Origin of the sequence: Arenibacter algicola (genome assembly GCF_000733925.1) — a bacterium.
Taxonomy (GTDB): domain Bacteria; phylum Bacteroidota; class Bacteroidia; order Flavobacteriales; family Flavobacteriaceae; genus Arenibacter; species Arenibacter algicola.
In genome coordinates, this window is sequence record NZ_JPOO01000003.1 from 1,815,429 (window position 1) to 1,830,441 (window position 15,013).

The 15,013-nt window shown below is 40.9% G+C and carries 10 protein-coding genes; 3 read left to right on the forward strand and 7 right to left on the reverse strand.

Annotated elements, in window-relative coordinates; translation table 11 throughout:
- Positions 1 to 63: 63 nt before the first annotated feature.
- Genes U735_RS0118400 through U735_RS0118420 form a run of 5 tightly spaced genes read right to left on the reverse strand, consistent with a single transcriptional unit; the run spans position 64 to position 4,705 of the window.
- Positions 64 to 963 (reverse strand): energy transducer TonB, encoded by a 900-nt coding sequence (locus U735_RS0118400; RefSeq protein ID WP_031445230.1) that lies wholly within the window; start codon positions 961 to 963, stop codon positions 64 to 66.
- Complete coding sequence (locus U735_RS0118405) at positions 963 to 1,349, reverse strand: ExbD/TolR family protein (RefSeq protein WP_031445231.1); 387 nt, start codon at positions 1,347 to 1,349, stop codon at positions 963 to 965. The genes U735_RS0118400 and U735_RS0118405 overlap by 1 nt, the downstream gene beginning before the upstream one ends.
- A gap of 10 nt (positions 1,350 to 1,359) precedes the next feature.
- Positions 1,360 to 2,052, reverse strand: a complete 693-nt coding sequence (locus tag U735_RS0118410; RefSeq protein WP_031445232.1) for a MotA/TolQ/ExbB proton channel family protein — start codon at positions 2,050 to 2,052, stop codon at positions 1,360 to 1,362.
- A 49-nt stretch (positions 2,053 to 2,101) separates the two neighbouring features.
- Positions 2,102 to 3,466 (reverse strand): sodium:proton antiporter NhaD, encoded by a 1,365-nt coding sequence (gene nhaD / locus U735_RS0118415; RefSeq protein ID WP_031445233.1) that lies wholly within the window; start codon positions 3,464 to 3,466, stop codon positions 2,102 to 2,104.
- Between the two features lie 12 nt (positions 3,467 to 3,478).
- Positions 3,479 to 4,705: a Glu/Leu/Phe/Val dehydrogenase dimerization domain-containing protein gene (locus U735_RS0118420; RefSeq protein WP_031445234.1), complete on the reverse strand. Its 1,227-nt coding sequence runs from the start codon at positions 4,703 to 4,705 to the stop codon at positions 3,479 to 3,481.
- Between the two features lie 241 nt (positions 4,706 to 4,946).
- Between U735_RS0118420 and U735_RS0118425 the strand changes: the two genes are divergently transcribed.
- The 3 genes from U735_RS0118425 (at position 4,947) to U735_RS0118435 (ending at position 12,390) form a co-directional block, all read left to right on the forward strand.
- Positions 4,947 to 6,089 (forward strand): acyl-CoA dehydrogenase, encoded by a 1,143-nt coding sequence (locus U735_RS0118425; protein ID WP_031445235.1) that lies wholly within the window; start codon positions 4,947 to 4,949, stop codon positions 6,087 to 6,089.
- A gap of 318 nt (positions 6,090 to 6,407) precedes the next feature.
- Positions 6,408 to 10,916, forward strand: coding sequence for a glutamate synthase large subunit (gene gltB, locus U735_RS0118430; RefSeq protein WP_031445236.1), 4,509 nt, complete (start codon positions 6,408 to 6,410; stop codon positions 10,914 to 10,916).
- Between the two features lie 7 nt (positions 10,917 to 10,923).
- Positions 10,924 to 12,390 (forward strand): glutamate synthase subunit beta, encoded by a 1,467-nt coding sequence (locus tag U735_RS0118435; RefSeq protein WP_031445237.1) that lies wholly within the window; start codon positions 10,924 to 10,926, stop codon positions 12,388 to 12,390.
- 150 nt (positions 12,391 to 12,540) lie between these two features.
- On the opposite strand, the gene U735_RS0118440 is transcribed toward U735_RS0118435, so the two are convergent.
- Together U735_RS0118440 and U735_RS0118445 are read right to left on the reverse strand one after the other, a co-directional pair.
- Entirely contained in the window at positions 12,541 to 13,935 is a 1,395-nt protein-coding gene (locus U735_RS0118440) for a c-type cytochrome domain-containing protein (protein ID WP_031445238.1), read from the reverse strand.
- A 2-nt stretch (positions 13,936 to 13,937) separates the two neighbouring features.
- A complete protein-coding gene (locus U735_RS0118445; protein ID WP_031445239.1) occupies positions 13,938 to 15,005 on the reverse strand; it encodes a twin-arginine translocation signal domain-containing protein in 1,068 nt (355 codons plus the stop codon).
- Positions 15,006 to 15,013: the final 8 nt, after the last annotated feature.

Genomic DNA, 15,013 nt, shown 5'->3' on the forward strand with positions numbered 1-15,013 from the left:
AAAAAGCAAATGAAATTGTAAAATTACTTTAGGATAATTGATTTTGAGCAATGCGGGATAACTTTATTCCCCCAATTTAAAATTCACCACTACAAAACCAACTTGTTGACTAGGTGCATTGGAATCCAAGTTCCATTGATGCATAAAAGCTGTTTTCTTGGCAGGTTCCAACAAGCAGGGATGGGTATTAGTAGTCCCTCTTTGCCCAGGGGTAGCACTAACCACTTTACCATTTCGGTCCACAACGATTTTCACTACAACCCTTCCTTCTTCATTACATTCTTGTTGCACCTTGCCTTTATTCACCAAAGTTCGTCCATTGAGTCCATAACCTCCCGTACCACTGCCCGACCCGGGACTTCCGTAATAACTGGTTGCATACGGATCGCCGTCTGGCTGGCCTTTATCCCCGGCCTTATTATCGTCACCTTCTCCACCGGAAGCAGTTCCTTCGGATTTATTTATTCCTCCGATCAGCTCATCCAATTTGTTCTTTTTCGCCTGTTGCTCCCTTCTAACCTTTTCTTCGGCCTCCTTCTTTTCGCGGGCAACCCGCTCCGCTTCTACCTGGGCCTTTTTGGCAGCCTCGTCGGCTTTGCGTTTGGCTTCCTGCTGCTGTTTAATTTTTATGGATTCCTCGTTTTCCTGGGTAAGTAATTTTTCGGCAGGTTTCTCCTTGGCTACCTTTTCCTTCGGCACCTGCTCTACCACCTCTTCTACTTTCTCCTCCACAACCTTGGGTTCTTTAATGGGAGTGTTGAGGGGTTCTGATTTAATCTTTTCTTTGGGCTGTACCGTGCCACTACCAAAATTGGTTGTTCCAAAATTGACGGAAATGCCATTTTCTATTGGAGGATCCAAATAGGTGAGTCCAATATAAAAAAGCAATAGCAATAGTACACTCAACAGAATTGTGGTAAGTGTAAATGATTTTTTCTCGTGTCTCGTGTTAAGTAATGACATTAATTTGGTCGCACTGCCAAAATAACCTTGTAATTATTTCTATTGGCAATATCCATTACGTTAACCGCCTCTTTGATGGCAACGCTCTCTTCTGCCCTAAGAATAATAGTAGGTTTCTCCTGCCCTTTTAGTGCCTTTTTTAATTCAATTTCTATATACTGTCCGTTTATCTTCTCGTTGTTCACAAAATATTCCAGGTTCTTATTGATGCTTACAGATACATTTTGGGTATTTGTAGATTTCCCCTTTGCTTTAGGCAACAACAAATCCAACGCATTGGGCGAATTTGCAGTTAGCATAAAGAAGATAAGCAAAAGAAACACTATATCCGTCATAGAGGACATGCTAAAATCTGGGCTAACCTTATTTCTACCTTTTAGTTTCATTTGTTATGTTCTAAATAGGTTCGTTCAATAAATCCAAGAATTCCACCGCATTGGCTTCCATTTTATGCACTACCTTATCCGTCCTGTTTACCAAATGATTATATCCTATGTATGCTATAATACCTACAATAAGCCCGGCTACCGTAGTGGTCATTGCCGTATAAATACCTGAAGCCAAAGAACCCATTTCTGCCTGTCCACCACTGCTTGCCATTTGATGGAATGCCAAAATCATACCAATTACGGTTCCCAAAAACCCGATCATTGGGGCTGCTCCGGCAACGGTAGCCAAAACACTCACATTTTTTTCCAATTTATACACCTCCAGTGTACCCGCATTTTCTATAGCGGTGTTAATATCGTCCAAGGGCTTCCCTATTCTGGATATTCCCTTTTCCGTTAACCTAGCTACCGGCGAATCTGTTTGAGCACACAATATTTTGGCCGCATCCAATTTGCCATTGGTAACATGGTCCCGTATCTGGTTCATAAAATTGCTATCTATCTTAGAAGCTGCCTTGATCGCAAAAATCCGTTCAAAATAAATATACAATGCCACAAAAAGCATTACAAACAAAACACTTATGATCAAGATACTTCCAGTACCGCCATTTACTATTAAATCAATGACAGAAAGCGTCTTTTCCTCGGACACAACTCCCTCTAATCCTGTCTCTTGAGCCAGGTCTTGTATCAATAACATATATTTTCTTTATTTAAGTTGCCTTAATAACGGTCTTTTGTCGATTAAATTATGCGTTCAACACTAAATTTCTAATTAATATAAATCCAATGGCACCGGCAGCAAATCCTAGGAAAGCCAACCATGCTATTTTCTTCAAATACCAGAAGAAGTCAATTTTCTCCATTCCCATAGCAACAACACCTGCTGCAGAACCTATAATCAACATACTACCACCTGTTCCTGCAGAATATGCAATGAAATGCCAAACGGGGTCATCCATTCCTACGGAGAACATTCCTATACTTGCCGCGACCAGTGGCACGTTATCTATTACCGCTGAACCAACACCAAGGAAAAGTACCACCAAATCCGAAACCAATTCCCCGCCGGACTCTGTACCCAACATCGGCATTACCTCATCCAAAGTTCCAGCAAAATGGAACAACATCCCCAAAGATTCCAAAGCCGCAACAGCCATTAAAATACCTAAAAAGAAAAGAATACTTGGCAATTCAATTTTGGAAAGGGACTTATGTACAGGACTGTGATGTGATTCTGCCTCACTTTCACCATCAATGTTGGAGATACTGAATTTAGCACTACTATAAATCTCAGCAAAGGTAGCTACCAAAGCCAAAGAAAGCATCATACCAACGTAAGGTGGCAAATGGGTTATGGTCTTAAAAAAGGGAACAAAAATAATGGCGCCTAATCCCAAATAAAGCATGGTAGCCCCGTATTTGGACTTAGTTGGCTCCTCCTCATCCATGTCAGTATCAATATTCCCAGAAAATGCCTTGTACCTACTCGCAATAAAGGTAGGCACGACCATACATATAATTGAAGGTAAAAGAACGTGTTCTATCAATTGGGCCGCAGATACCTTGTTGGCGATCCAAAGCATGGTAGTGGTTACATCTCCAATGGGAGACCATGCACCACCCGCATTGGCTGCAATAATTATCATACCGGCAAACCAAAGTCTGGTTTCCCTGTCGTTGATCACTTTCTGAAGAATGGTTATCAAAACAATGGTAGCGGTTAGGTTATCAATAATAGCCGAAAGTATAAAGGCCAAAATAGAGAACAACCACAATAATTTTCTTTTGCTCCTAGTTTTTATAAAACCTTTTATGGTTGCGAAACCATCGAAGTAATCTATTATTTCCACAATGGTCATGGCACCTAGAAGGAAGACCAATATTTCTGCCGTTTTTCCAAGATGATGCAGCAAAATCTCATCTATGTGGGTCGCCTCCAACTCCCGGAGCTCGGCATTGACCTCAAAAACGGGCATATGCGCCAAAGCTATAACCGCCCACAACAGAGCCATCATAGCCAAAGCGGGGATTAATTTGTCTATTTTAAGATTATGCTCCAATGTTATTGCCAAGTAACCGGCAACGAATAAAATAATAATAATGGTCTCCATGCTATTATTGGTTTAAATTAATTGTTTCAAAGCAATCTCGAATCCGGTTTTACTGAGATTGACTTTTGTTTTATTTTGGTCAAATATATTTAAAATTGCGTTTCTAATGGTATTTGAAGTGTCATTAAAAATAAGTTCGTCATCCATTGCCACCCTTCCCTCCATAAAATAGGCAAAGACTCGGGCCATTCCGCAGTTGGATATAAAATCGGGAATTAGACTTACCCGCTCATCCGTATACTCCATTATTGGCCCAAAAAATATTTCTTTATCGGCAAAGGGCACATTGGCCCCACAACTAATCACACCTAACCCGGCATTGATCATTTCGGATACCTGATCCTTTGTCACCAAGCGGGATGCGGCACAGGGTACAAAAATCTCGGCAGGCAATTTCCATATTCTATCGTTCATTTCAGCAAACGGAATAATATTATCCGCAAAAAGCTCATTTCCCTTTTTATTTAGAAAGAATGTTCTTATTTCCTCCAAGGAATATCCGTCCTCATTGATCACCCCTCCTGCCCTATCTATAATCCCGACCACTTTAGCTCCCATTTTGGCCAAATAAAAGGCCGCTGCAGAACCTACATTGCCAAACCCCTGTACAATAGCCCTCTTGCCATATACAGAACCTCCATGTATATCATAATAATGTTTAATCGCTTCCGCCACTCCAAAACCGGTTATCATATCCGCAACCGTAAATTTTCTGGCCACCGAGGGCGAGTAGTCTTCTCCTTCCAACACCTTGACAACTCCTAATCTCAACTGACCGATCCTATTTATCTTGTCCGCTTCGGTAGGTCTAAAATGTCCGTTAAAAACACCCTCTTGCGGGTGCCAAACCCCAGCATCCTCCGTAATAGGGATAACCTCTTGGATCTCATCCACGTTCAAATCCCCTCCAGTACCATAATAACTTTTCAACAATGGTGCTACGGCGTGGTACCAACGCTTAAGCACCCCACTTTTTCTAGGATCTTGGGGATCAAAATTAATCCCAGATTTTGCACCTCCAATAGGAGGTCCCGAAACCGTAAATTTCACCTCCATTGTTTTTGCCAAAGACAAGACCTCGTTCATATCCAATCCTTTCCTCATTCTGGTACCGCCACCTGCGGCCCCTCCGCGAAGGGAATTTATTACCGTCCACCCTTCCGCCTCCGTTTCTGGGTCTTTCCAGTTGAAAACAATTTCAGGGGCTTTATTTTCATATATTTTTAATAACTCTTTCATTGCACTTCACAATTAATATATTTGATTTCATTTGCTATTAAGGGCGCCATTTTGCACCCTTCGGTTTATTTTACCAGCCTAGCTAATGTTGTCTCATAATTGTTAAGTTGTTTTACGGATAAAAAAGTTTAAGACCGAACAAATATAAAAATATAGATTAGGTTTTAATGTCTTTATTCCCCATTATTATTCCATTCTATACTCGTATATTTGTAACATTCTCATATTTTTTTCTACACAAATGGATTTTACACTTTCGGAAGAACAGTTGATGATACAAAGGGCTGCAAGGGATTTTGCCCAAAATGAATTGCTACCCAGGGTTATAGAAAGGGATGATGCCCAGAAATTCCCAGCAGAACAAGTAAAGAAAATGGGGGAACTGGGATTCATGGGAATGATGGTAGACCCTAAATACGGAGGCAGCGGCCTGGACACTATTTCCTACGCCCTGGTTATGGAGGAACTCTCCAAAATAGATGCCTCCGCCTCGGTAATCGTATCCGTGAATAATTCCTTGGTATGTTGGGGGTTGGAAACGTTTGGCAGTGAAGAACAAAAAGAAAAATATTTAACCCGTTTGTCCACAGGACAGAGCATAGGGGCGTTCTGTCTTTCCGAACCTGAAGCAGGCAGTGATGCCACTTCCCAAAAAACAACGGCTGAGGATCATGGGGACCACTATGTTCTAAATGGCACCAAAAACTGGATTACCAATGGAAATTCAGCCGAAATATATTTGGTAATTGCCCAGACCGACATCTCCAAGGGGCATAAGGGAATAAACGCCCTTATTGTTGAAAAGGGCATGCCCGGTTTTGAAATAGGCCCTAAGGAAAATAAATTGGGAATAAGGGGCAGTGACACCCACTCGCTAATCTTTAACGATGTAAAGGTTCCAAAAGAAAATAGAATTGGCGAAGACGGATTTGGTTTTAAATTTGCCATGAAAACTCTTGCCGGAGGCAGAATAGGAATAGCCGCGCAAGCTTTGGGCATTGCTGCAGGTGCCTATGAACTGGCACTAAAATATTCGAAAGAAAGAAAAGCATTTGGCACAGAAATAAGCAACCATCAGGCCATTGCATTTAAACTTGCAGATATGCACACGCAAATTGAAGCAGCCAGACATTTGGTCTACAAAGCCGCATGGGACAAGGATCAAGGCAATAGTTATGACTTATCGAGCGCCATGGCAAAACTTTATGCTTCCCAGGTGGCTATGGATACCACCGTAGAAGCAGTACAAATACACGGCGGGAATGGTTTTGTTAAGGATTATCATGTGGAAAGAATGATGAGGGACGCCAAGATCACCCAAATCTACGAAGGCACTTCCGAAATTCAGAAAATTGTAATTTCGCGTAGTATATTAAAAGGATAAAAATCATTAAATTATATTTACCCCTAATTTTTTAAGGGGTAAGACTTAAAAAAAATAAAATTATAAATAGCAGCCCCTAATCCAGACAGGGGAATTAACCAATAAAAACCAATTTTACATTATTAACCCCCTATTAATAGGAAAAAAATCAATATATAAAGCTTAATATTGAGGAAATCCCAATTTAATGGGCTCAAATATCAGAATATGCATTTTTTTTAACGTTGAATTATAAACGTTGAATTTCTTTCGCACTATTTAAGTTTGCACTGCATTAAATGTAAATATTTTGATATTTTTGAATAAATATGATAATTTATGAAGCTGAGAAAACAAGGATTGTACCTACCGGAATTTGAACATGATAACTGTGGCGCAGGATTTATTTGTAGTCTGAAAGGAAAAAAGTCGAATGATATTATTCATAAGGCTTTAGAGATATTGGAAAAACTAGAGCACAGGGGAGCTGTAAGTTCGGATGGAAAAACAGGTGATGGTGCTGGAATTCTAATAGATATCCCACATGATTTTTTTCAGGATGTTTGCAACTTTGAACTTCCTGAACCGGGCAGTTATGCCGTAGGTAATGTCTTTTTACCCCAAAAAGAAAACCAACGGGACTACTGTATCGATGTTTTTGAATCCAACATAAAAAAACAAGGGCTAAAATTATTGGGATGGAGAGATGTTCCTGTGAACAAATCCATACCTGGACGAATAGCTGCAGAGACCGAACCTTTCGTAAAGCAAGTATTTGTTGCTCGAGAGAATGATGAACAAGATTTCTTCCACTTTAATTTAAAATTATTTATAGCCAGAAAGGTTACTGAACATACTGTAAATGCTTCCAAATTGTCGGAAAGCAAATTTTTCTATGTACCCAGTCTTTCCACCAAAATTATAATCTTCAAAGGGCTGTTAATGCCGGAAGACATCAGTTTATATTATAAAGACCTAATGGACCCAAGGGTAGTCACCCGTTTGGCCCTTGTGCATCAACGATTTTCCACCAATACATTTCCTACTTGGGATTTGGCCCAGCCTTTCCGCTATATGTGTCATAACGGGGAAATAAACACTCTTAGAGGTAATGTCTCAAGAATGCGTTCCAGGGAAGAATTAATGAAAAGTGATTGGTTTGGAGACGAAATCAAAAATATTATCCCGATAATATTACCTGGGAAATCGGATTCCGCCACCATGGACATGGTTGTTGAACTGTTGTTAATGACAGGAAGATCTCTCCCTGAGGTAATGATGATATTGGTACCTGAGGCCTGGGAAAAGAATGAGGAAATGTCCGAAGCTAAAAAAGCATTCTATGAGTACCACTCCTGCTTAATGGAGCCATGGGACGGACCTGCTTCCATCCCCTTCACTGATGGAAACTACATAGGCGCCGTATTGGACAGAAATGGATTACGCCCATCCCGATACTCAGTGACCAAGGACGGTTATGTAATAATGTCTTCCGAAGTTGGGGTTGTGGACCTTGAACCGGAAAATATTGAAATGCACGGAAGATTGGAGCCAGGAAAAATGTTCTTGGTAAACATGGAGGAAGGACGCATTGTCAATGATGAGGAAATTAAGGAAGCAATTGCCGTTAAGCATCCCTATCAAAAATGGCTGAACAAGAATTTGGTTCACCTCAAGGATATTCCCTACAACGATTGTCCTCTTTTCTTAAATGAGGCATCGGTACAAAAGAGAAAAGCGGTATTTGGATACACCTTGGAAGATATAAATACCATTATACTTCCAATGGGAAAAACGGCCAAAGAACCATTGGGATCAATGGGGTCTGACACTCCTATCGCTATTTTATCCGATCGTCCGCAACTAATATACAATTACTTTAAGCAATTGTTCGCACAAGTTACCAACCCGCCATTGGATGGTATTCGTGAAGAGCTAATTACAGATATCAGCCTAACCTTGGGAAGCGATCATAATATTTTTGAATTTTCCGAACTTCACTGTAGAAAATTAAAGATTAAAAATCCCGTAATATCCAAGGAGGATTTGGATAAAATAAAAAACTACGATGCAAGTCCAGACTATAAGGTAGTTTCCATTCCAATGCTTTACGACATTGAAAAGGGGCATAATGGCCTTGAAGATGCCTTAGAATCGATTTTGCACCAAGCGGAACAAGCCATTGATGAGGGCGCCAATATCATTATACTATCGGATAGAAACGTTAGTAAGGAAAAAGCCCCTATCCCGGCTTTATTGGCATGTTCATTTGTAAACAGCGGACTTCAAAGGTTGGGCAAACGTTCCAAATTAAGTGTTATTATTGAATCTGCAGAACCAAGGGAAGTACATCATTTTGCCTTACTATTTGGATTTGGCGCCAGCGCAATAAACCCTTATTTGGTAAACGAAATTATAGCGGAACAAATTGAAGAGCAAGATATTACCCAATATTCTTTTGAAGAAGCCATTAGCAACTACAACAAAGCCGTAGGCAAGGGCATTCTTAAGGTGATGAACAAAATTGGAATTTCCACCCTAAATTCGTATAGGGGGTCACAATTGTTCGAATGTATTGGAATAAACACCTCAACTGTAGACAAGTACTTCCCTAACACACCAACAAGAATTCAGGGTATTGGGCTATATGAAATAGAGAAGGAAATTGCAAAGCGTCATCACAGGGCCTACCTAGATAAAGAAATAGCCGCAAATCTAGATTTGGAAATCGGCGGGCAATATCGCTGGAGAAGGGATGGTGAAAAACATCTTTTCAACCCCTTAAGTATTGCCAAACTGCAAAAGGCGGTTAGAAACAATGAGCCGGAATCCTATAATGACTTTGCCAAAATGGTGAACGAGCAATCCAAGGATTTGATGACCATACGCGGTCTTTTTGAATTCTCCAATTACGACCCTATTCCTTTGGACGAAGTGGAGCCATGGACAGAAATAGTAAAGCGCTTTAAAACTGGCGCAATGTCTTATGGATCCATTAGCAAGGAAGCTCATGAAAATTTGGCTATCGCCATGAACAGGATAGGCGGGAAAAGTAATTCCGGTGAAGGTGGAGAAGATGCAGAACGTTTTTACAAGAACCAAACAGGGGACTGGAAAAACAGTGCCATAAAGCAGGTCGCTTCCGGAAGATTCGGGGTTACCTCAAATTATTTGACCAACGCCCAAGAAATTCAGATTAAAATGGCACAAGGGGCCAAACCAGGCGAAGGTGGGCAATTACCCGGACCAAAAGTAAATCCGTCCATTGCGAAAACCAGGAATTCCACGCCATATGTGGGATTGATTTCACCTCCTCCCCACCATGATATATACTCGATAGAGGATTTATCCCAATTGATTTTCGATTTAAAATCTGCAAATCGCGAGGCAAGGATAAACGTTAAATTGGTATCTGAAGTGGGAGTAGGAACGGTAGCAGCGGGTGTATCCAAAGCAAAGGCGGACGTTATTCTTATATCTGGCCATGATGGGGGTACAGGGGCTTCCCCATTAACCTCATTAAAGCATGCCGGACTTCCATGGGAATTGGGAATTGCCGAAGCACAACAAACCTTGGTACTAAACGACCTTAGGAACAGGATAGTCTTGGAATGTGATGGTCAGTTAAAAACTGGAAGGGATGTAGCAATAGCTTGTCTATTGGGTGCAGAAGAGTTTGGATTTGCCACAGCACCCTTAGTAGCCTCAGGATGTATCATGATGCGTGTATGTCATTTAAATACCTGCCCAGTAGGAATTGCCACTCAAAATCCGGAACTGCGCAAAAAGTTTGAAGGCAAGCCAGAGCACGTTGTCAACTATATGTATTTTGTAGCCCAGGAACTAAGGGAAATAATGGCCCAATTAGGGTTTAGGACTATAGACGAAATGGTGGGACAGGTACAGAAATTGGACCGTAAAAAAGCCTTGGAACACTACAAAGCTGCAGGTATAGACCTTACTCCAATTTTATATCAGGTTGATGTTCCAAAAGGAACCAAATTCTACAATACCCAGAAGCAGCAACATGATATTGACAAGTCCATTGAGTTTGAAATTTTGGAAAAAGCGCATCCCGCCTTATTCAGAAAAGAAAAGATCACTTTGGATTTCCCTATCCATAATACCGATAGGGCAGTTGGAGCGATTACCAGTAATGAAATTTCAAAGATTTATGGTGTAGATGGTTTACCCGAAAACACCTTAAAACTTAATTTCACAGGTTCGGCCGGACAAAGTTTTGGCGCATTTGCCACCAAAGGCCTTACTATGATCGTGAATGGCAACACCAACGATTATTTAGGAAAAGGTCTTTCCGGAGCTAAGTTGATTATAAAAGTACCGTACAAGTCCACTCTAAAACCAGAGGAAAACGTAATTACCGGAAATGTTACACTTTATGGCGCAACCTCAGGTGAAGCCTATATAAACGGAAAAGCAGGTGAACGATTCTGCGTAAGAAATTCAGGAGCCCAAGCTGTCGTAGAAGGTATTGGCGACCATGGCTGTGAGTATATGACAGGAGGTACAGCGGTTATTCTTGGTGAAGTGGGAAGAAACTTCGGAGCTGGAATGAGTGGAGGTATTGCGTATATCTTTGATGAAAAAAATACCTTTAGAAAAAATTGCAATACGGAGTCTTTAAACCTTTTAAAAGTAGAGGACGATAATGATATTGCTGAATTGAAAGGTCTCATAGAAAATCACTATAATGCCACACTTAGCCCAATAGCCCAAAGGATTTTGGAAAATTGGGAAGATTGCCTACCAAAATTTATCAGGATTTTCCCTGAAGAATACAAGCAGGCATTGATACGTTTAGAAAAAGAAAAATTAGAAACGATATAATCGAAATATGGGAAAGATAACAGGATTTTTGGAATTCGATAGAAAAGTAGAAGAATACGCACCTGTAGAGGATAGGGTAAAAAACTACAAGGAATTTACGCTCCCAATGAAAGAAAAGGAGCTAAAGGACCAAGGTGCCAGATGTATGGACTGTGGTATTCCTTTTTGTCACAGTGGGTGTCCATTAGGGAATTTAATACCCGATTTCAACGACGCAGTTTACCTTGGCAAATGGGAAAAAGCCGCAGAAATATTGCACTCCACAAACAACTTCCCGGAGTTTACGGGTAGGCTTTGTCCAGCTCCTTGCGAGGAAGCCTGTGTACTGGGTATCAATGAAGACCCGGTAACTATAGAGAACATTGAGAAAAACATTGTTGAGACAGCTTTCAAAAAAGGCTGGGTAGTAGCGGAACCTCCTGCTAGCAGGACTGGAAAAACAGTTGCCGTTATCGGATCGGGACCTGCAGGACTTGCAGCGGCCCAACAGTTGAACAGAGCAGGACACTTGGTTACCCTTTTTGAAAGGGACGAAAAAGTTGGAGGTCTTCTTAGATATGGTATTCCTGATTTTAAGATGGAAAAAAATATCATAGACAGAAGGGTTAAGATTTTAGAGGAGGAAGGAATTATCATTAAGACCGGGGTTCATGTGGGCGTTGATGTTTTGGCCACAGAACTTAAAGATCAATTTGATGCCATTGTACTTTCCGGCGGCGCCACCGTTAGAAGAGGATTGCCTATAGAAGGAGCAGACCTTAAAGGAGTAGTACAGGCCATGGATTTCTTAAAACAAAATAATAAGCGCGTAGACGGAATTAAAGATCTGGGCGAAGAAATAAAAGCTACTGGCAAGAACGTTGTGGTTATAGGCGGGGGAGATACTGGATCTGACTGTATTGGAACCTCTATTAGACACGGTGCCACTTCGGTATCCAACTTTGAAATATTAGGAAAACCTCCAGTAGGACGTCCGGAAGATCAACCTTGGCCATTTTGGCCTATGCGCTTGAGAACCAGTTCCTCACACAAAGAAGGTGTAGAGCGATTTTTTAGCATTTCCACCAAAAAATTTATTGGTGATAAAAACGGTAATTTAAAAGGACTTATTACTTCAGAAGTAGAGTGGATTACACAACCAGGGCAACGACCAATTCTTAAGGAAGTTCCTGGCACGGAAAAGGAGTGGAAATGTGAATTGGCCCTATTGGCCATGGGCTTTACAGGTTCGGAAATGACGGTTGCCGAGCAATTGGGGCTTGAAGCCGATCCACGTACCAACATTAAAGCCAGTGAAGCAGATTATAAGACCAACGTTCCCGGTGTATTTGTTGCCGGTGACCAAAGAAGAGGACAATCCTTAATAGTTTGGGCTATTTCCGAAGGTAGGCAAGCGGCTTATCATGTGGATACTTACCTCATGGGAACGTCCTATTTACCGTTAAAAGGAGAGGGAGACCTACCAAGGGTTTAATATATTTACCGAATATCGGAATAGATCAAGAAATTCCAACCCAATAAATGGGTTGGAATTTTTTTTTGCTTATGTCAAAAGTTAAGGCAAAACATTGCCCAAACTTTTCAAAAATGACTTTGGTGATAAAGACAATTTGCCTTATTAAATCTAGGAAGCTTCTTCGCCTATGTTGATCTCCAAATCGGGGTTTTTTGCCTTAAGGTTTTCAACTTTTTCCGAAGTAACCTGAGTATTCCATAAGTATATGCGATTTAATTTCTGCAACAATTCCAGCCTCTCCAATCCATTGTCCCCTATTTGAGTGCCGTAAAGGTTTAAAACCTCTAAATTTTCAAGTTTCGCCAAAAAGGACAGGCCTTCATCGGTTATGGGATTGGAATGAATGTTTAATCTAACCATGTTTTCAAACTGTCCAATAACCTCAAGATCTTTATCCCCTAGGTTGCGGTTATTCAAATTTAAATATACAATTTGATCTTTTAATGGCAACAGCTGTTCAATACTTACATTTTCCAGGTTCTTTTGGGCCACAAAGCTGACATCCAATAAATAACTCCCTTCACTTATTGTCCTTATAACATAACCCTTGGCATTCAAGGAAGCCACAATCAAAGAATCGGCCGGTTCCACTTTCCTTGCCAAAGAATTCCCCCCATGCCCTTCCAATCCAAGAACCTTGTTCGCAGCCGACAAATAATCGCCCTCGATTTGAAAATCACCCATTTGCCCCTTTTCTGGAGCACCGTTCATTATCCATAATTCCAATAATTTTATCTGCTCCGGGGAAAGTGGTTTTTTGCCATCTGGCGGCATAAAATCATCATGATGCTCCGGAAGGTTTACCCTTCTATAAAGTTCACTTTCTTTCAAATCCCCTATAACAACACCTTGTCCGTTTTCCCCACCTTTTATAATGCGGTCATAAGAGGAAAGAACCAGATCACCTTTAGACTTTCCTGGGTTATGACAACTTACACAATAGTCCGAAAGCATTGGAGAAACAACATCCAGAAATATATCGGCAGAATCCAAGACTGTAACCGGGGGTCTTTTTTCGGGCTTAGGTGGAAGTCCCACCAACTTTCGCAACGGATCAGGGGAGTACTGTGTAAGATAAGAAGCACCATGGGTTAAATTACCCCCCATATGACCGGTATATCCCAGTCCCACTAATAGAAATACCATAAGCCCGGACTGTAATACCACAATCCGTTTTGTTTTTTCCCATACCATAAAAACAAATGCCAATACGGCAAAAACGGCCAGTGCCACCCCCATCCACTGATGGGAATTTAAGGCCTCCGCGTCATAGCCCCCCTGAAAGGACAGCATATAACCAAATACGCATGACAAAATAGCGCTAACTGCTCCTGCACCCATCAAGAAAGGCACCGCGCCCTTCAATTGTGAAAACTTCTTTTTTTTGGCCAGAAAATACATAGAAATACCAACCAAAATAATCCCAATGGGAAGATGGACTATTAAGGGATGAAACCTTCCTATAAAAATAACCCAATCCGATACTTCTGTAATCTGATCCATACTTAAATCCTATGTAATTTATAAGGGTAAACTCCATTGGCATTCCATTGACAGACATATAAATTTTTATCCCCATCCACACAAACGTCATGACAATTCTTGAATACCGTTTGATCTTGCAACATCAACTTAAGTTTTCCATTTTTATATTTCGGTTTGGTCCCGCCTGGATTGGACACTACCTTGTTTTCCCTATCCAAAATAGTAACAAACCCTTTGTTTAAGGCCAAATTATAGTTCCCCTTTTCCATTCCGAAACAGACCCCTGAGTAAATATTATCCCCATCTATGACAGGCCTACTTACAAAGGCGCCTGGCAAATAAAATGTTTCTAAATATTTTCCGTCCAGACTAAACCTCTTAAAGGAATTTTTTATTCGGGCAGTACACAATAAGCTTGGGTTATTGGGATCTCTGGTATCCAAGGTCACCCCATGCACTTGCTTAAACTTATCGGGCTGCAAAAAACTATCACCTCCAAATTTTCTGATAAATTCACCCTGTGAGTTATACTGCAAAATATATTGTGAACCATATCCATCTGCAACATAAATATCCCCATTGGAGCCAATAGCGGTTTCTGTAGGCCTAAAGAACATCTTCCTATCATATTCCCCTATTTTATCTGGAGAATCCAGTTCAAAAACAACATCGCCCTCAAGTGTACTTTTTAGTACCCTTCCACTCCCTGGATCGGTAATATAAAGGTATTCTTCCCCACCTGCCTCATGAATGGTCAGGCCGTGTGCACTGGACAAATTCAATGTCCAACTCCCCAACAACTTCCCAGATCTATCGTAAATCAATACATTATTCTTAGGGTGATCTGTCAACATAAAAAGTCTCCCCTTTCTGTCCATGACCATTTCATGACAGTTATTAACAGGGAAGACCTTGGGATCCAAATTGCCCCATTGGGTTTCCACTTTATATTTAAAATCGCCATGTCCCAAAATTTGTTCCCCAAGTTTGGGTTTTGACGGCAATATATAAAAGGGCACCACTGCTGCTGCCAATAGGGCACTTCCTCCCATAGAGGACTTTTTGACAAATTTTCTTCGCGTAATCATTATGGCCA